Origin of the sequence: Nitratireductor aquimarinus, assembly GCF_017255295.1 — a bacterium.
Classification (GTDB): domain Bacteria; phylum Pseudomonadota; class Alphaproteobacteria; order Rhizobiales; family Rhizobiaceae; genus Nitratireductor; species Nitratireductor aquimarinus.
This window is the reverse complement of the sequence record NZ_JAFKDE010000007.1, coordinates 329,582-346,905: the sequence shown is the minus strand read 5'-3', so window position 1 is coordinate 346,905 and position 17,324 is coordinate 329,582. Positions and strand designations below refer to the sequence as shown.

Here is a 17,324-nt window from a genome sequence, read left to right as displayed (position 1 = left end):
GTAGATCCCTCGTCCCTCCCTGCGCCAAGCAGAAAAGGGAAAAAGTGGACGACTTTTCAGCCGCCCGCAGCAGGACAATCCAGCCGCTACCGTGGTCTAGTTTTCCACCGCCGTTCTCAATCATCTCGCTCGCCAGCAATCCAAGGCAGCAAAATGCAGTGATCGCACCATTGGTGTGATCACGTAATTCTCCCCGTTGTCCAGATCCGGTGACGGCCAGGTCTGACAACCCGTATCCAACTCACAGAGCAAGAGTCCATGTGCCTTCTACCCAACTGGAAGGCGGTGCTTCGCTATGCGTGGAGCATCCGCTTTATCGCGCTCGCGGCTGCCCTATCCGGGGCGGAAGTCGCGCTTCCATTGATCGAGCGCTTCCTGCCGATCCCCGCCGGCATCTTTGCCGCGCTGTCGTTCGTGACCGTGGCCGCCGCATTCATCGCACGCATCATCGCACAAAAGGAGATTTCCGATGGCTAGTCGCCGCGCACGGTCAGCTCTTGCATCCGGTCTGGGGCTGATCGCCCTTACCGTGACCTATCTGACGTTGCCCTGGGAGGGGATGGAAAACCGCGCCTATTGGGATCGTCTCGGGCAGGTCTGGACGATCTGTGCGGGCGAGACCAAAGGCGTCACGCCCGGCATGGTGATGACCGACGAGGAATGCAGCGCAAAGCTCTACGAGCGAATGGAGCGGGATTATCACCGGCCCCTGCAGAAGTGCATTGCGGGGTTCGACGACAAGCCGCTGAGCTGGCAGGCGGCTGCGCTCGACCTTTCCTACAATGTCGGTGTCTCAGCCGTTTGCCGGTCGACGGCAGCAAAGCGCGCACGGCGCGGCGACCTTGTTGGTTCGTGCCACGCCATGGCCTGGTTCAACCGGGCCGGCGGCAAGGTGGTGGAAGGACTCAAGCGGCGGCGCCAATATGGCGACCGGCAGCGGATAGGCGAGCTGGAGCTTTGCCTTGCGGGGCTTGAGTGATGTTCGCACTGCTCGGCGGATATCGGGTGCTTGCATCGCCGCCCTTCGTTGCGGCTGTCGCCATCGCCGCAACCGTCCTCTTCTACGAAGGCCTGCCGCTCGGTCCGCTTCGGCTTCTGCCAGTGGTCGGCCCCGGGCTTGAGGGGGTCGTGGATGGGCGGGTGGACCGGGTGCGGCGGTCCGGCATGGAGCAGGAGAGGGCGCGCTGGGAAGAGGCGCAGCGGCAACTGCTGGCCAGAATGGCCGAGGAGCGGCGCGCCACCGAAACCGCCATCAGGGCTATTGAGCGCGAGTATCTCGAAGCGCGCGATCAGGATGCCGAACGCATCCGGTCACTGGAAGAAGCCATCACAGAACAGGAGAAGGCCGATGCGGAAGCCTCACGTGATGCTTGCGTTGTGCGCCCCTTTATTGGTCGGAGCGTGCGCGACCAACTCGACGATATCGGTCGCTGAGCGGGGTGAGCTGGCAAGGGTGCCCGAGAGCATGAAAGTGCCATGCAGGCCCGTGGTCCGCCTGCCGGATCGGGCGCTTGGCGCTGCGGAGGCGGCGCGGCTCTGGGCGGTAGACCGCCGCAATCTGGGGGAATGTGGGCGTAGCAAGGCTGCGCTCACCGAGGCAGTCAACGCGATTGAGGAGCAGGGGCGTGAGTGAGGAAAAGCCGATGCATCGTCCGAAGTTCCGCTGGGAATGGAACATCAACACCATTGCCGTGCTGATCGGGTTTGCCTCTGGACTGGTGGCCTGGGGCTGGACGCTCAAGGAACTGCAGTCCGGCCGGCAGGTGAACTCCCTGAACATCGAGCGGCTGGATCGCAGGCTGACGAAACTGGAGGCGGATGCACGTCGCCTCGACAATCATGAGCTGCGTCTTGGCAATGTTGAAAAGCAGGCGAGCGACGCGGCCGCAGCAATGCGCGCCGTCGAAGGCACGCTGAACGGGCTGGCCGCAGACATGCGGGTTACACGCGAGATCCTGCAACGGCTCGAAGCGGCGCAGCGTGGGCGCGAGCCTCAGTAGTACATCTCCACAGGCATGGCTGTTTAGCTGACATACATTGGTGTTGAATGAACCGCAGTTCACCGCCTCTTTGTCACGTTGTAGCGTCAGCGGTTGCTACTTCTTGCTCATTCAGGTCCAGATAACCTTCGAGTTCTACGCGCATGTCGGGATCCAGAGCCGCTGCGTGCCAAATGCGGCTGTAGAACAAAGTGAAATAAACAACCTTTATTGCCGTCACTACGCGTGCCAGTAGACCATGTAAAATGAAGCCGAGAAACGCGGTCATGAAGACCGGTAGCCAGTTGAAGACGGTCTCCGGCCCGAATGGGCCGATGTTCGGAATGTCCGGGGACAAAGCATAAAGGGGGCCTGCCGAAAAAGCGGCAGGAAGTCTTTCTCCAACGAGAAGGCCGCAAGCAATTGCCGCCAAGCCTCCGAACACATACAGGGGCGCCATCAAGGTGCCAACCACTCCGCCCATGATATCAATACCGAAGACACCGATAAGAGCTTCGGGCACATGATCCTTCAGTCGCTTCAGTCGCGCCACCCCGTCTTGCAAACCAAGTCGGTCCACAGCGACAGCCGGTAGCAAAAAATGATTGACCAGATCCCAAACCTCACCGATCCCGCCGAGCAGAAGCGCCATTAACCCGCCCTGTTTATCTTTCCGGCTGGCGATCCAAGCGGCGGCCATGTCGAGTAGTGCGAGCCTGCGCACCTGCGGTCCGAGGCCTGAAAGCAAACGCCGCGCATCGCGCTGCGTGGGGGAGCCGCCGGTCGCAGTGTCAAAAGTGAGACGGCTCAGAGTCAGTTCGGCGCGATTGTAGAAAAAGAACTTGTAGATGAACATCACCACGCCGCCGAACAGAAACCAGCTGCTCCCAGCGCTGCCGTAAGCAATCATAAGGAAACCGGTAAAGAACATAGCGACCATTGCGGTCGCGTAGACCCACATTGCGATGAGCGGCGACAGCAGCGCGCGGTTGCGTCCGACGATGCTGAACGTATGCCTAACAAGAAAGCCAAGCTGTGCCAGCCTTGCCTTACGATCAGGCTTCTCGAAATTCATGAACATGCTCCCTTAAGAGTATTTCGGCATGGAGTGTTGAGCTAAAGGGGCCCTTAGCGGCAGAAGGTGCGCTGTATCGGGCCGTGTTCGGCGGCTACGGCAGCTCATGCCCGCTGAAAGTAATCGTGCTGGAGGGCTCTAACAGTTATGCAGATAGGCTGCCCCGTTCGTTCAGTCGGGGAAACGTTGAAGTTTCAATGATAGATTGTGGTGCTTTTCAGCTCAACTTCGTGCGTTTTAGGTGTTTGAAAATCAGGGGCGTTGTGGCCCCTGAGCCGCGCGAAAATTCGGTCACACTGTCTCAATTTTCGGGATCATCTGTGTGCTGAGTTGACCTAAAGTCGTAGTTTGTGCAAATCCAACACGGATTGTTCTGCATGGGCTTCGCGCCAGAGGGGATTGTTGGGGGGGGAGGATTTGAACGTTGTCGCATTTGACGCGAGAAAAGAAAATCGCAATTTGGCGCGAAGCGGAAGCCCGCGCACTCTTGCGATGCGCGCGGCAGATTTCGATGCCTGGTTATCGCACGTAGGTTTTAGTGAGCGTCGCGCTGCCAAGGTTCTACAAATCAATCGCGCGACAGTTGCGAAGTATAGGCGAGAAGGGGCACCGGCACATATCGGCTATGCGTGCGCCGCAATTGCTCTAGGCATGCCTGTTTGGGCGCGTGCCGAGTAACCGCTCTATCCTACTCAAAGCAAGTTTATTGGCTCCTCCATCGGTCGCGTAGGTCAGCCGGGAAGCGTCAATAGAGCGGCTGGCTAGGATTTCTTCTTTGTCGCGGTTCTCTTCATTGTGCGTTTTTCCCGGATGCGGACAGGCCGTCCATCCGGGTGTTCGATTTCAAACGCAGTGGTCTTGCGAACGAGGTCGCTGAGCTTGCGGAACCCAAAATTGCGCGGATCGAAATCCGACGACAGATTGGCAAGTTGCGTTCCCACTGCTCCGAGAGGAGCCCAGCCGTCTTCGGTCTCCATCTGGTCGAGAACTCGTCGGATGATGGGTGTTGCCGCGCTCGGTGGTTGAAGCGGCTTGGCCCCGTCTCCAGTGGATTCCACGTTGGCAGGGGCATCGGGGAGCAAATTCTCGGTATAGGTGAAGCGCCGACAAGCCTGCCGGAAACTCTCCGGTGTCTTTTGCTCCCCAAATCCGAAAACATCGACCCCCTGTTCGCGAATGCGAGAAGCGAGGCGGGTGAAGTCGCTATCGGACGAAACTAGGCAGAATCCGTCAAAGCGTCCGCTATGCAAGAGGTCCATCGCATCGATAACGAGTGTTATATCAGAGGCGTTCTTGCCGGTGGTATAAGCAAACTGCTGTTGTGGAATGATCGCATGGCGGGCCAAGACTTCGATCCACGCCTTCGATCTTGAATTGGAAAAGTCGCCGTAGATGCGTCTGACGCTTGCCTCTCCGATCTTCGCTATCTCGTCGAAAAGGCCGTCCACAATCTTGGCTGAAGCATTGTCGGCATCAATAAGTACAGCGAGACGTGGAGAGCGTGCTTCTATGACCATTACTGAGAAACCTTTCGAGTGCGCCTATCCAGGTAGCCTACCATGAACATCTTTCTGCTGCGGTGGGCGAGCATTTGCGTAGTTCGGACAGTGCCGTTTAGAGCTGGAAGAGGCCACACTCAGGTACAATCTTCATGTGGACAATCTCCCTAGAACTAACCGGCGGCTGTCAAGCCTGAGTGAACCCAGTCGTTACTGGCACCATTTAGAGCGACATCCCGGCTGCCAGCGAACGGCGTAGCCACCCGTCATAAGGACTTTTCCTGGGGTTTTCCTGTTTGGCATGAGCACCCACGCAGGTGGCCGCTTTCAGCGGTTGCGCTCGCCGCTGTCCACCTCGGCCTTCTTCACCCATTCATTGAGCGTATGCGCCGAGCAGTCGACTGAACTGGCCCCTTTTTCGACCGGACACTCGGGCATGACCATGGAGGCTTAGGGATATCCCTAAGCACGTGCTTATGTCTGACTATGAGATCATCACCGATGGCGGTCGCCGACGCCGCTGGACTTCATCTGAGAAGCTACGGATCGTCGAGGAGACGCTGGAGGAGAACGCCAGCATCTCGGTCGTGGCGCGCCGCAATGGCGTGGCACCGAACCTGCTGTATCGTTGGCGGCGTCTGATGCTGGAGGGAGGGGCCGTGGCCGTGTCTGGAGACGATGACGTCACAAGCAATCGCGCTGTCCGACAGATGGAAGAGCGCATCCGCGAGTTGGAGCGCCAGCTCGGGCGCAAGACGCTCGAGGTCGAAATTCTGAAGGAGGCGCTCGACAAGTCGCGCTCAAAAAAACTGACGTGGCTTGCGCAGTCGCAGCCGAAGGACGGTTCCCAATGAGCGTGGTGGCCAAGACCCTCGGTGTCTCCCGCTCAAATCTTCATGATCGCCTGAAGGGAGGCGCGAAGCCGCGGCGGCGCTATCACAAAGCGCAAGACGCGGCGGTGGTGCCGCTGATCACCGCGCTCGTGGCAGCGCGGCCGACCTACGGATACCGGCGGATCGCCGCGCTCCTGAACCGCCAGCTGCGCTCGGAGGGCCTGGCACTGGTCAATCACAAGCGGGTCTATCGGATCATGCAGACCCATAACCTGCTTCTGACGCGGAAATACACGGAACGTCCCGAGCATGTTCACGACGGCAAGGTGATCGTCATGCGTTCGAACCTGCGCTGGTGCAGCGATGGCTTCGAGTTTACCTGCTGGAACGGCGATATCATCCGCAGTGCCTTCATTATCGATGCCCATGACCGTGAAATCATCGCCTGGCGCGCTGTGGCGAATGCCGGGATCAGCGGTTCCGATATTCGCGATATCATGCTGGAGGCCGTCGAGCGTCGCTTCGGCGCTTACCGCGCCCCATCCGTCATCGAGATGCTGTCCGACAACGGCTCACCTTATATCGCGAAGGACACGCAGATCTTTGCTCGCCAGCTGGGACTGAAGCCTTGCTTCACGCCGGTCCAGAGCCCGCAAAGCAACGGCATCTCGGAGGCTTTCGTGAAGACGCTGAAACGCGACTACGTCCAGGTGACTCCACTGCCCACCGCCCCGACAGTTCTTGGATTGATCGAAAACTGGATCGAGGATTACAATGACAACCACCCGCACTCAGGGCTGAAAATGCGCTCGCCCCGCGAGTTCATTGCCGCTCAAATCGCAACCGCCTGAGTGTCCGGCGAAACGGGGGCAAGACCATCGACCTCAGCCGCTATGGAAGATACTGCCGCCCACCGCGCAGGATGTTCAGCTTCATGCTCCGTCACCATACGAACGGCGCGGGCAAGGACTTCAGGAGAAAACTTGTTCGTCGTCTTGCTTGTCATAGACCCCACCGCTGTCCTCGTTTTCGAGGCGACCAGCGGATGCGATAGAATTCTCATGGATATCAACTATGCCCGCGTCAATCCAAGGCAGGCAAGGGAGTTCGCACGCGCGTTGGGCGTCCTCGCCAAGACATATCGCGTCGATGCAAGAGTGCTGGCCCTGATGGGGCAGCGCCTGCCTTTGACTATCACCACGCCTCCAAAGCCGGAAAAGCAACGCTTTGCCGATTTTCTGAGACGACGCAAAACAGTTGGTCGAAACCCGCCAGGCTGAAAAACTTCGACGTCACAGCGCCGATCAGAGCGAACAGCTACGCGGCATCGACAGCATGATCGCCATCCTTAATCGAGGATCGATAAGCTCGACAGCCAGATCGCGCAGACAATTGCAGACACTCCGGAACTGACTGAACAGGCCCGACTGCTGAAAGCTGTTCCAGGCATTGGTCCCACCGTGCTGGCTACATTACTCGGAGAGTTACCCGAGCTCGGTATGCTCAACCGAAGACGCATCGCATCCCTGGCTGGACTCTCGCTTCATGCTCGCGAAAGCGGAACATGGAAAGGTGACAGGCGAATATGGAATGGGAGGCGACAAGTGCGGAAGCTCTCTATATCGCAGCCCTCGCAGCAAACCCTCAGGTTCCTGTTCTCCCCAATTCGTCTCATTGGCTCCGGCTGACGAGGGTATTCTGCCAACTACGTTCTGCCAAATGAAAAAAAGGCCCGGCAAATGCCGGGCCTTTCCCAAAAGCCGGTAGCTTCTGATTAGAAGTTCCGCTGGAAACGGATGAAGCCGCTCCAGTGATCATCCAGTCTTGCTGCTGTGGGTGCGTCAACATTGGTGTAGTTGACTGCAAGCTTCGCGTCGAAGTTCTCAACGATCTCGTAATCGACGGTCAGACCAGCGTTCAGAATATCAACGTCGCTACCCCACATGGCGGCCGGAGCATCATGACCAACCTTGTCGTAGTACTGTGCACCGATCGAAGCTTTCAGCTTCGGGGTGAACTTGTAGCCAACGAGGCCGCCGATCGACCACTGCGAGCCGAAGCGAATCGTGGACGGCACGCCGAGACCTCTCAGGTCGAAGGGGTCGGTCGAGTAGAAGTTGATGCCGCTTTCGTAGATCGCCATGGCCTCTGCGAACATGCGCTCGGTCAGGTCAGCCTTAACGATACCCTTAAGAGCGAACTCTTCTGCCGTTGCATCGTAAGCAGCGTAGAAGTCTGCCGTGCCCCAACCCTGAGCAACGCCAACCTTACCGACGAAGTTCGGCGTGTAGTCGTAGTTGCTGTCAGCTTCTTCGAGAGCGAGCGTGGCAGTGAAGCCGTTGCCTGCTGCGAAGGTGTAGTTGATGAAGTGAACGCGATCACCACCGCCGTTGTCGAACTCACCCGAGATGGATGCGTCGTACAGCGTGTCGGAGAGACCCATGGAGAGGCCGCCGAGCGAGATGATTGCCTGCTGCAGGCCAACGGAAGAGCCAACGCCGAGCGAGAGTGCATCGCCGTCATTTACACCAGGAGCTGGCAGCGGACCGGCGTTCGTGGCCCATGGCGTCGCACCAAGCGGATCCGAGTAGCCAGTGTTGTTGCTGGTTGCGCGCAGCTTGATGAAACCACCGAGTGTGCCGTATTCGGTCTCGGAGCGAGCGTCGATGTTGAGCTCACCGCGAGCGTACTTGCGCCAGCCGTCGTCGCCCTCGTCCCAGTTGATCTGGTAGCGGACCATGCCGCCGATCTTCAGGCAGGTCTCGGTGCCCGGGATGTAGAAGAAGCCTGCGCCGTAGACGTCGCAAACGCGAACGTATTCCATCGGCTCCGGCTCGGGGATGACAATCGGGTCGGCTGCTTTTGCGCCGGTGGCAGCAGCTGCAAGAGCTGCGGAGCCGATGAGAAGGCTCTTGAGTTTCATGTTCTGACCTCCAAAGTCAAGCTTACATACGAAAGTGAAGAGCCTGTAATCCAGACCCCGTGAAAAGACGTGTGATTCACCCCTCTTTCCGGAGGCATTAATCATCCCCTGTTGGTCTAAGGCAAGCGCCAGGAGCCCAAATTGACGGCGCTTGGGTGGGGATGTGATGGAGGCGTGGCAAAAATGCTACACATGCGCCGCTGGCGTTAATCTATTGTTTACGAATTGACCGCTTTCGGAGGCCGAAACGTTCTAGACCGCTGCGTACGGTTCTGTTTTATTGGGTATCTCGACCTCCAGTCGAGATGCGCCCCCAGTCAACGGTTCCATTTCCTGCGGAGCTCCTGGCTGGGCGGCGCGTTCGGGTTGAGCGGTGTCCCGCTATGATGGGTTCGAATGTCAGCAGCTTTTCAAGAGATCGTCTCTTCTCAGCCCCCCGCGTCTAACGAGCGTACTGTCGTGACATACTTGACGACTAAGCTGAAGGTGAAGGCCCCGTCGCTGCGAAAGCGACAGGTACTGATCGATTCCATGCGTCGTTCTCATCTGGCTTTCGATAAGTTGCTAAACAAGTTCTCGGATGACGCTGAAGCGGCTGTGCAGCTGCCAGCTTCTGAGCGACGTAAGGCGTTGCGGGAACTGCAGCAACGGATGTCACAGTACGTTAAGCCAATGCCCCTTGGGTCTGGCGCGAAACATTCGGTGGTGCTTGAGGCGATTGCTCAGGTCGATGGATATCTGGCTGCCCATCATGAGGGTGTTGCTGGGGTGTATCCTCGCGCACGGCGTATTCGTGAGAGCTCTGTGGATCATGATGCGGCGTTAGATGCGCTGGTTGATGCTCCCGATTTGCAGGAAGAGGTTCAGGCGCGAAATGCCCTGCTGCGCCAACAGCGGGCAGGGTCTTTGCGGCCATTATCGGTTTATAGAAACCGAGCGACCGACGGAGGGCTCATGCTCTCAGATGACAAGGGACGCTTGTTTGTCTTTATAAATCTGCTTCCGCGTGGTGCGCGTCGCGGCCGGGCTGTTACGCTGGATGGGTTGATCGATATTAGGACCGGTGTCGAGGTGCGCGGTTCTTTTCGCACTGGAATTCTTCTGCCGTTGGAGTTTGGGGCCTGGCAAAGAGACAAGTTTCTTCGCGGCGGCATGCTCCAGATGATGCGTCTGATTCAGAATGGAGATGATTTTTATATCGCGGCTACCTTCAAATTTGAAGTGCCAGCTGTCGATACACCTAATTTCTTGGGGGTTCATCGAGGTATCGATCCACTCGTTGCGTGGACAGTGACTGATCAGCACGGGAGACCGTTGGCAAGCGGGCGTGTGGACGGCCATAAATTGCTCTCTCTCCAAAAGAAGGAGGAGTCTCATCAGAAGGCCTCACAGCGGAAGGGGCGGCGGTACCGCTCCAGAGCCCGTTCAGCAGTAGCTCAGGAAGAGACCCACAAAGCCGCAAATATGCTTGCTGACATTGCGCGTCAGTTTAGTGCTAGGGTGGTTTTTGAAGACGTGTCCGGATTGATGAGGGTTAAGGGGAGCCCACATCAGTCGTGGCGTCGTCGCGTATTGCAGCGATCGCAGTATACGGCCCTAGAAAAAAGAGTTGCCTACAGGGTCAGTATGCTCGGGCACGCTCCAATTCAGGGCGGGCAACCCCATCTTACAGTCTCGTCTTTTGCTGCGCGAAACTTGTGCCCGGGTTGTGGGTACAAGTTAACCCCGTGTGGGACTTCGGGAGGTGTGCTGGCTTGTCGTGGTTGTGGTGACCGGTTCTGGCGCGAAGAAGCGACTGCAGCGATTACCGCGGCAAAAGGGGGGCATTTGATAACGGTGGTGCGCGGTCGGAAGAAGGGAGACCGACTCGCCGTAGAAGACAAGTTCAAGGAGTGGTTTGAGAATAATAGGGGGCACCGGTCCGGTTCCGGACTTGGCTATGATGTCCCCGGTCTGAACTGTTCGCGTATCACTGGCGTCAAGCCGGGTTGCGGCAATTTTGGATCGAAGCAATCGCACGGCGAACAATCCAAGGGCGCAGGCTCGCCCAAGGATGACCAGAAGTCACTCGCCAATTACGGCATTGGGCATGTTTCGGAGCCTGCTCAAAGAGAGTGAGCTTCGTCAACCTAGTGCGGTGCGCGCGTTCATGGCAGACCCGCATTTAGAATTATCTGGCACTTATGATGTTTTGTGAAACGTCCCTAGGGGCTGTAGGCTTGCGGTTTCGATGATTTATCAGGTTCCGGTGCGTGCCGCGGATCTATGAAATTGCAAATGCTTGGAACTGCAAAAGCTCGTCAACCTAACGGCTAATCTCCGGATACATCTCGATTGCGGGAGTGCCCTCGGGAAGATCTAATACAGATGTAGCCGGCGCTGAGAAAGTGCGGGGCGTGTCCGAAATTCCACAATAGATACAATAGATCATATATTCGGGGTGAGGGTAAGTATCGCGTTGAAATAAAGGGGTTCTCTCAAAACCCTTGGGAGTGCCACTTCTCTTTTTCAGCATAACCTTTCATTAACGGTGCGGCCGGGCAGTTGTCCGTCTGATGCTTCAGCCATTTACCCAAACCGTGCGTTCGTCTTACGCTGCGTCATTGGGTGAAAGCCGAAGGACATTTCCATGATCCGCTTATGCGTCGCCTTGCCTGTTCTCGCTCTTCTTGCGGGCTGTGCCCACAATCAGGTGGCGTCCGGAGATGATCAGACGGTGAAAGACGATCAATCGCCCGCGCAACTCAGCGAAAAGAACCGTGCCGGAAATGCGGGTGCTTCGCCCGGGGCTGAGGAAGTCGGAGGTTATGATCGGGCGCTGAGGGCGCAGATCCCGGGCTGACCGAAGCAACGTCAGAGTTTCCCGGCGCGCGTGTCGGCTTTGATCCTTTCCGGTCCGTATTTTGTGTTGCGGGCGGAAGAACATCACACCGCATTTCCAGCACAATTGCCTGAAAACCATCAATACATCTTGCCCCTCAGGGCGAATCGCCGGCGGATGCGCGATTGCGTTTGCAGGCGAGCATGCAGCATTGAACAGGTGGGCGGATGAGTGCGGGGCAATACGGGGTGGCGGTGCTTGGCTGGGTCAAGGCGCTTTTGATCGTGCTGTTGATGGGCGCGGGCTGGTCGTTCGCCACCATGCTCGTGAGTTTTCCGCTGCTGACCGAACTGGTTCCTTCCAGAGGCTGGCTGGATCTTCGAGCCTTTGTGCTGGTCGTTTATCTGATGCTGCAGGCTTTTCTGGCCGGTGGCTGGATCGGCTGGCGAATGACCAGGGGGACGCCCTTTCGCGAGGCAGTCTCCAGCAAGATGTTCTGGATCTTCAATCTGGGCATTGGTGTAGCGGTGTCTCTACTGCTTGCGATCTGGGCGTAAGGCCCGGAAGGGAAGCTGTCTCTGCCGAATGCGGCTCGGCTGGGTGAGCGAAACGCAGGGGCAATCTGGCGTGTCGTCTCCGCTCCTCAGGAAGCGGAGACGTATTGCGCCGGTGCAAGCTCTATAGTGCCTTGTCGTTGCGGCGCGCGCGTTCGCCATCGCTGAACGTGCCCAGCTTGCCGTCGACGGTACATTCGCCGCCCCATTCGGGGTTCGGGCAACTGACATTTGCAGCCTGACAGCTATAGGCATTGGTTACTTCACGCCCGCCATACATTTCCTTCACGTAGCATTTTCCATAATGCTTGGTGCCGGTGGCAGCCTGTGCGGTGGTGGCCATTGCGCCGATGGCGACCAGCGCCATAGCGAGTTTTTGCATTACGCTTTTCATGAAGTCCTCCAGAAGTTTTATGCCCCTGCAGGTAGAAAAGCCGAATTCACCTGAACCTGTACTGTAATCGCTATTCACTCCCGGTTCAGATCCAGCTCAAGGCATGATCTGGTGGGCGCACACTCCAGCGAGAGGCAAGCTCCGCCTGTCATATTGGTGCGAATCGACTTTATGGTTAGCATATCGTCAGGGCTTGACCGTCAGGCTGAGCATACGTGGTGCATGCGCATATCTATCGCTATGTGCCTCTGAAGGGAGCAACTGAGTTTGGAGACCGGCGAAGGCGCAGGTTTCGCGCAGAGATTTTCCGGTGATGAGCTGACCGAACTGCTTCGGTCGGCTGCCGGCTGGGTTTGGGAAACCGACCAGCAGCACCGGCTTGTCTGGATCTCCGGGGAATTCGAAAGCGTCACGGGGCTGAAACCGGAGCGCTTTCTCGGCCGCTCGCGCATCACGCTTGCCCGCAATGCCTTCCATCCGGTCAGCGATGTTGAGGCGCATGAAGCCCTGCTGGCCGCGCGTAAACCCTTCAGCCAGTTCATCTACGATCTCGTGGGGGGCGCGGAGCAGTGCCGCTGGATCTCCGTTTCCGGTTTTCCGCGCTTCGATGAGCGGGGAGAATTTCTGGGTTACCGGGGCGTCGCGCACAATGTGACGTCGACCATGGATTGCCTGCGAAACGGGGCGAATGATGATGAGGGCGACGGGGCGTCGCTGCCATTTCGCTTCAGCGGCGCGGATGGGCATCTGACCCGGCTGATGGCGGCGCTTGACGTTACTCATGACGCCTTCTGCTATTACGATGCCGATGACTGTCTGGTGCTCAGCAACCGGGCGATGATCGAGATGTATGCCGGGCTGGAAGATGTGATCCGGCCCGGAACCTCGTTCGAGGCGCTTTTGTGGGCCGGCGTCACGCGGGAGATCTGGTCAACCGAAGGGCTGGGGGCGGATGCCTGGATACGGCAGGTTCTTGACCTGCGGCAGAGCGAAGAGGCCTTCGAAAGCGTGCTCCGCTTTCATGACGGCCGCTGGATCATGCACCGCGAGAAGCGGCTGGTGGATGGTGGCAGGATCGGCATCTGCACAGACATCACAAGGCTCAAGCGGCATGAAGATGCCCTCGCCGACGCCCTTGAGAAGGCGAAACTCGCCGAGGCCATTCTCAACGAGTTGCCCAATCCGGTTTTCGCCAAGGATCAGGACCTGCGTTTCGTTCTGGTGAACCGCGCGTTCAAGCGCACGCTCGGCGATGATGTGCCGGACATTCTGGGCAAACGGGCGATCGATTTCGTCTCCCCGGAACTGGCAAGTGCGTTCGAGGAAAGCGAGCAGCGCGTTCTCGACACGAGCGAAGATTACGAGATCGAAGAGGATTTCGAGCAGCCGGGCATCGGCAATTACCGCATCGTGCGGAAGCATCGTGTCGAAACGCAGAGCGGCAAGCCCTATGTGGTCGGCGCGCTGTTCGACATCTCTGACATCCGCAAACGCGAGAATGACGCTGAAGACGCGCGGCGGCAGCTTGCAGAAGTGCTTGAATCCCTGCCGGCAGGCGTCGTCATTTATGACCGTGATGATCATTATGTGCTGGCCAATCGCAAGCTGCACGAGGCCCTGCCGGCGATGATCCCGGCCATGCAGCCCGGCAAGACCCTGCGCGATGCGGTGCTGCTTGCACATGAGGCGGGATATTTCCGCCAGAGCGGCGATCCGGACCTCGATGCGCTTTATGATGTCGATCCCGAAGCCTGGATCGAAGGCTATCTCCGGTCCTATCAGGTTCGTCACCGGGTGTTTGAGCGCAGCCATGCCAATGGCCGCTGGTTCAAGGCGATCGATACCCGGACCGAAGACGGCACATTTGTCGGCGTGCGCGTTGATATCAGCGAACTCAAGCAGCGCGAGGAAGAACTCCGCAGCGCCCGTGAGGAAGCGATCATCGCGGACCGGGCGAAGTCTGAGTTCCTGGCCAATATGAGCCATGAAATCCGCACGCCCATGAATGGCGTTCTCGGCATGGCCGAACTGCTTGCCAAGACGGACCTTTCGGCGAAGCAGAAGACATTCGCCGACATTATCCTGAAGTCGGGCAATGCGCTGCTCAACATCATCAATGACATTCTCGACTTCTCGAAGATCGATGCCGGGCACATCGTTCTGGATGCAGGTCCGTTCCATCTGGGGGAGGCCGTCGGCGATGTGGTGACCCTGATGTCGTCACGGGCCAAGGAAAAGGATCTGGAGCTGATCGTGCGTGTGGCGCCGGGGCTGTCGCGCGCGGTCGTGGGCGATGTCGGTCGCATCCGGCAGATCCTGACCAATCTCGTCGGCAATGCCGTGAAATTCACCGAGAAGGGGCATGTTCTCGTCAATGTCAGCGGTCAGGAGACGGAGGACGGCAGGGTCGATCTGCAATTCTCGGTGACGGATACGGGCATTGGCATTCCGAGGGAAAAGCTCGCACTGGTGTTCGAGAAATTCAGCCAGGTTGATGCCTCTTCCACCCGCCGTCACGAAGGCACGGGGCTGGGGCTCGCGATCACCTCGCGGCTTGTGGATCTCATGGGCGGCGAAATCGGCGTCGAGAGCGTCGAAGGGCGCGGCTCGACCTTCTGGTTCACCCTGACGCTGCCGAAGGCCACGGATGCGGCGCCCCAGCCCTCGGCCCCCGGCGACGTTTCCCACGCCCGTGTCCTCGTGGTCGATGACAACGCCGTCAACCGTATGATCCTCGGCGAGCAAATGGCCCATTGGGGCTTCGATGCCTGCGTTGCCGAAGGGGCAGTGGAGGCGCTGAACGTTCTGAGAGTGTCCACGGAGCTCGGGCTGCGGGTCGACTGTGTGGTCGTGGATTACCAGATGCCGGGCATGAACGGGCTCGACATGGTGGAGGCCATCCGCGCCGAACCCGAAATTGCGCACACGCCGGTGGTGCTGCTCACCTCCGTTGATCAGTCTCTGTCGGGATTTGGCGCGCGCGACCTGTCCATCGCCTCGCATCTCATCAAGCCAGCGCGCGCCTCGGCGCTTCTGGATGCCGTGGTCAAGGCCATCCATGGCGGTCGAGAAGAAGAGGGGGATGACGGCGTGGAAGTCGCTGCGGAGCCGGAAGTCCGGTCCGAGGAAGTGGAGCCCGCAACCGTCATCTCCGAGCCGGAGCCGCCGGTTACCGCAATGGGCGGCATCGATGTGCTCGTTGCTGAAGACAATGAGGTGAACCAGCTTGTCTTCCGCCAGATCCTGAGCGAAGCGGGGCTTTCCTTCGAGATTGTCGACAATGGCCGGCTGGCGGTTGAGGCGTGGGAGCACAGCCAGCCGCACCTGGTTTTGATGGATGTCTCAATGCCGGAGATGAACGGGCTGGAGGCAACGCGGGAGATCCGCCGGCTTGAGAAGGTCGCGCGAACGCGCGTTCCCATTATCGGTGTGACTGCGCACGCCCTGAAAGGTGATCGTGATCTGTGCCTGGAATCCGGGATGGACGATTATCTTTCCAAGCCGATCAGTCCGCGCGCGCTGATGGATAAGATCAACTCCTGGGTGAAACATCCGCGCAGAAATTCAATCTTGAAATGAGCCGGCTTTGATTGCTAACTGCCTGTAGGGTAACATTTTTATTCAAATTTTCTGAAAGCGACGCCGACTGGCGTGATCGCGCCATATAATAAACTTAAACCTCTCATTAAAGTTGAAATGATTGGTCGCTGGTTGACCTATCAGGCTTCCGGGCGGGCGGAGATCCACAGGGCCATGGGTGGTCCAAACGAGCCCCAACAGGATCTATCCGGGTTTTTAACCCAGCCAAGTGTGATTTGCCTTTCTCAGGCTTTCCCCCGCCCGGCTTTTTAAGTGGGTCCAACAGGCTTTCGGCCAGGTCCGGACCAGGCTCCTTGCCCCTCGGCCAGAACCCGTTTCTTCCCTTCATATGACAGTTTCCATGCGACGGCGTCTGTCTTGTCCGATCTGCGCCTTCTGTCGTCCTGATGGGCGAATAGTCTGAGAAACAACGGTTTTCTCATACGTAATCGGGCTGACATGTAAGTGTCATGGAACTGTTACACAGAGTTGTTATTCCGCTCCCCGACGCCGAGAGGGCGTCTGACCGAATTCCGAACAGGGAGCTGTCTCCAATGAACAAATTCCTCCTCACCGCTTCGGCGGCCACGATCGCCCTTGTCGGTGCGGTCGGTGCGGCTGCGGCCCGCGATCAGGTCCAGATTGCCGGTTCGTCGACCGTTCTCCCCTACGCGAAGATCGTTGCCGAGAACTTCGGCGAGACCTTCCCGAGCTTCAAGACGCCTGTCGTCGAGTCCGGCGGTTCCTCCGCTGGCCTGAAGGAGTTCTGCAAGGGCGTCGGTGAAGACACGATCGACATCGCCAACGCTTCGCGCAAAATCCGCGAAAAGGAAGTTGCTGCCTGCGCCGAAAACGGCGTGAAGGAAATCCAGGAAGTCCAGTTCGGCTATGACGGCATCGTCTTCGCCACCGACATCCAGGGCCAGGACTGGGCGCTCGAGCCGATCGACGTCTACAAGGCGCTGGCTGCCAAGGTTGCTGTTGACGGCAAGCTCGTCGACAACCCCTACAAGAAGTGGAACGAAGTCAATCCGGACCTGCCGGAGTGGGACATTGCTGCCTACATCCCGGGTGAGAAGCACGGCACCCGCGAAGTCTTCGAAGAGAAGGTTCTCGCTGCTGGCTGTGAAGCTGCTGGCGGTCTGAAGGCTGCTGAAGAGGCTGGCCTGGACGAAGACGCCGCTGAAGACGCCTGCATCGCGGTCCGCAAGGATGGCGGCGCGGTCGACATCGACGGCGACTACACCGAGACCCTCGCTCGCATCGACGCCAACAAGACCGGCGTTGGCGTGTTCGGCCTCTCCTTCTACGAGAACAATGCCGACAAGCTGAAGGTCGCAACGATCAATGGTGTCACGCCGACCGTCGAGACCATCTCGACCGGTGAGTATCCGGTGTCGCGTCCGCTTCAGTTCTACGTGAAGAAGGCGCACATCGGCGTTGTTCCGGGCCTCAAGGAATATGTTGAGTTCTTCCTCGACGACCAGATGGTCGGCCCGGAGAGCCCGCTTGCCGATTACGGCCTGGTTCCGGCTCCGGATGCAGAGCGCGACGCACAGCGCGAAGCTTTCTCCGCTGGCGAGACCATGTAATCCGGTTTTCGCATGACGACGCAGGCGGCTCATTGGCCGCCTGCGTTTTCGTCTCTGCGAAATTGGTCTGAATGA

17 protein-coding genes and 1 pseudogene are annotated in these 17,324 nt (G+C 58.5%); 12 read left to right on the top strand and 6 right to left on the bottom strand.

Features of this window, described 5'->3' with window-relative positions; translation table 11 throughout:
• Positions 1–229, bottom strand: a 229-nt coding sequence (locus JYP46_RS14465; RefSeq protein WP_206548461.1) for a hypothetical protein, incomplete at its 3' end; no start/stop codon positions are given.
• 29 nt (positions 230–258) lie between these two features.
• On the opposite strand from JYP46_RS14465, the gene JYP46_RS14460 reads away from it, so the two are divergent.
• Genes JYP46_RS14460 through JYP46_RS14440 form a run of 5 tightly spaced genes read left to right on the top strand, consistent with a single transcriptional unit; the run spans position 259 to position 2,000 of the window.
• Positions 259–477 (top strand): DUF7940 domain-containing protein, encoded by a 219-nt coding sequence (locus JYP46_RS14460; RefSeq protein ID WP_206546042.1) that lies wholly within the window; start codon positions 259–261, stop codon positions 475–477.
• Entirely contained in the window at positions 470–979 is a 510-nt protein-coding gene (locus JYP46_RS14455; RefSeq protein WP_206546043.1) for a lysozyme, read from the top strand. Before JYP46_RS14460 ends, JYP46_RS14455 begins: the two co-directional genes overlap by 8 nt.
• Complete coding sequence (locus JYP46_RS14450) at positions 979–1,434, top strand: hypothetical protein (protein ID WP_206548460.1); 456 nt, start codon at positions 979–981, stop codon at positions 1,432–1,434. Before JYP46_RS14455 ends, JYP46_RS14450 begins: the two co-directional genes overlap by 1 nt.
• A gap of 31 nt (positions 1,435–1,465) precedes the next feature.
• Positions 1,466–1,633, top strand: a complete 168-nt coding sequence (locus tag JYP46_RS14445; RefSeq protein ID WP_206548459.1) for a hypothetical protein — start codon at positions 1,466–1,468, stop codon at positions 1,631–1,633.
• Positions 1,626–2,000 carry a hypothetical protein gene (locus JYP46_RS14440; RefSeq protein ID WP_222474131.1) on the top strand — a complete coding sequence of 125 codons (375 nt, stop codon included), beginning with the start codon at positions 1,626–1,628 and terminating at the stop codon, positions 1,998–2,000. The genes JYP46_RS14445 and JYP46_RS14440 overlap by 8 nt, the downstream gene beginning before the upstream one ends.
• 73 nt (positions 2,001–2,073) lie before the next feature.
• On the opposite strand, the gene JYP46_RS14435 is transcribed toward JYP46_RS14440, so the two are convergent.
• Together JYP46_RS14435 and JYP46_RS14430 are read right to left on the bottom strand one after the other, a co-directional pair.
• On the bottom strand, positions 2,074–3,054 hold the full coding sequence (locus JYP46_RS14435; protein ID WP_206548458.1) for a hypothetical protein: 981 nt from the start codon (positions 3,052–3,054) through the stop codon (positions 2,074–2,076).
• A gap of 761 nt (positions 3,055–3,815) precedes the next feature.
• On the bottom strand, positions 3,816–4,571 hold the full coding sequence (locus tag JYP46_RS14430) for an NYN domain-containing protein (protein WP_206548457.1): 756 nt from the start codon (positions 4,569–4,571) through the stop codon (positions 3,816–3,818).
• Positions 4,572–5,011: 440 nt separating this feature from the next.
• On the opposite strand from JYP46_RS14430, the gene JYP46_RS14425 reads away from it, so the two are divergent.
• A protein-coding gene (locus JYP46_RS14425; protein WP_206548475.1) for an IS3 family transposase occupies positions 5,012–6,237 on the top strand; the annotation gives its coding sequence in 2 pieces (ribosomal slippage) (positions 5,012–5,354 and positions 5,354–6,237; 1,227 coding nt in all).
• Between the two features lie 29 nt (positions 6,238–6,266).
• On the opposite strand, the pseudogene JYP46_RS14420 reads toward JYP46_RS14425, so the two are convergent.
• Positions 6,267–6,392: pseudogene (locus tag JYP46_RS14420) on the bottom strand (IS3 family transposase); the annotation flags it as partial.
• Between JYP46_RS14420 and JYP46_RS14415 the strand changes: the two are divergent.
• The gene (locus JYP46_RS14415; RefSeq protein WP_206548477.1) at positions 6,370–6,666 is read left to right on the top strand and encodes a hypothetical protein; all 297 of its coding nucleotides are present in this window, start codon (positions 6,370–6,372) and stop codon (positions 6,664–6,666) included. The pseudogene JYP46_RS14420 and the gene JYP46_RS14415 sit on opposite strands and share 23 nt — an antisense overlap.
• A 78-nt stretch (positions 6,667–6,744) precedes the next feature.
• Positions 6,745–7,074 (top strand): transposase, encoded by a 330-nt coding sequence (locus tag JYP46_RS22315; RefSeq protein WP_419248077.1) that lies wholly within the window; start codon positions 6,745–6,747, stop codon positions 7,072–7,074.
• 86 nt (positions 7,075–7,160) lie between these two features.
• Here the strand turns inward: JYP46_RS22315 and JYP46_RS14405 are convergent, their stop codons facing one another.
• Positions 7,161–8,309, bottom strand: coding sequence for a porin (locus JYP46_RS14405; protein ID WP_206548455.1), 1,149 nt, complete (start codon positions 8,307–8,309; stop codon positions 7,161–7,163).
• 468 nt (positions 8,310–8,777) lie between these two features.
• Between JYP46_RS14405 and JYP46_RS14400 the strand changes: the two genes are divergently transcribed.
• Positions 8,778–10,427, top strand: a complete 1,650-nt coding sequence (locus tag JYP46_RS14400) for a hypothetical protein (protein ID WP_206548454.1) — start codon at positions 8,778–8,780, stop codon at positions 10,425–10,427.
• A 930-nt stretch (positions 10,428–11,357) separates the two neighbouring features.
• Positions 11,358–11,687, top strand: coding sequence for a hypothetical protein (locus JYP46_RS14395; protein ID WP_162742211.1), 330 nt, complete (start codon positions 11,358–11,360; stop codon positions 11,685–11,687).
• 121 nt (positions 11,688–11,808) lie between these two features.
• On the opposite strand, the gene JYP46_RS14390 is transcribed toward JYP46_RS14395, so the two are convergent.
• The gene (locus JYP46_RS14390) at positions 11,809–12,078 is read right to left on the bottom strand and encodes a hypothetical protein (RefSeq protein WP_162742210.1); all 270 of its coding nucleotides are present in this window, start codon (positions 12,076–12,078) and stop codon (positions 11,809–11,811) included.
• 267 nt (positions 12,079–12,345) lie between these two features.
• On the opposite strand from JYP46_RS14390, the gene JYP46_RS14385 reads away from it, so the two are divergent.
• Positions 12,346–15,657, top strand: a complete 3,312-nt coding sequence (locus JYP46_RS14385) for a response regulator (RefSeq protein ID WP_206548453.1) — start codon at positions 12,346–12,348, stop codon at positions 15,655–15,657.
• 554 nt (positions 15,658–16,211) lie between these two features.
• The gene (locus tag JYP46_RS14380) at positions 16,212–17,249 is read left to right on the top strand and encodes a substrate-binding domain-containing protein (protein WP_113153377.1); all 1,038 of its coding nucleotides are present in this window, start codon (positions 16,212–16,214) and stop codon (positions 17,247–17,249) included.
• Positions 17,250–17,324: the final 75 nt, after the last annotated feature.

Coding starts and splice junctions, on each gene's coding strand:
- JYP46_RS14390 (WP_162742210.1), bottom strand. CDS start 12,078: ATGAAAAGCGTAATGCAAAAACTCGCTATGGCGCTGGTCGCCATCGGC.
- JYP46_RS14450 (WP_206548460.1), top strand. CDS start 979: ATGTTCGCACTGCTCGGCGGATATCGGGTGCTTGCATCGCCGCCCTTC.
- JYP46_RS14445 (WP_206548459.1), top strand. CDS start 1,466: ATGAAAGTGCCATGCAGGCCCGTGGTCCGCCTGCCGGATCGGGCGCTT.
- JYP46_RS14430 (WP_206548457.1), bottom strand. CDS start 4,571: ATGGTCATAGAAGCACGCTCTCCACGTCTCGCTGTACTTATTGATGCC.
- JYP46_RS14455 (WP_206546043.1), top strand. CDS start 470: ATGGCTAGTCGCCGCGCACGGTCAGCTCTTGCATCCGGTCTGGGGCTG.
- JYP46_RS14395 (WP_162742211.1), top strand. CDS start 11,358: ATGAGTGCGGGGCAATACGGGGTGGCGGTGCTTGGCTGGGTCAAGGCG.
- JYP46_RS14380 (WP_113153377.1), top strand. CDS start 16,212: ATGAACAAATTCCTCCTCACCGCTTCGGCGGCCACGATCGCCCTTGTC.
- JYP46_RS14460 (WP_206546042.1), top strand. CDS start 259: ATGTGCCTTCTACCCAACTGGAAGGCGGTGCTTCGCTATGCGTGGAGC.
- JYP46_RS14435 (WP_206548458.1), bottom strand. CDS start 3,054: ATGAATTTCGAGAAGCCTGATCGTAAGGCAAGGCTGGCACAGCTTGGC.
- JYP46_RS14405 (WP_206548455.1), bottom strand. CDS start 8,309: ATGAAACTCAAGAGCCTTCTCATCGGCTCCGCAGCTCTTGCAGCTGCT.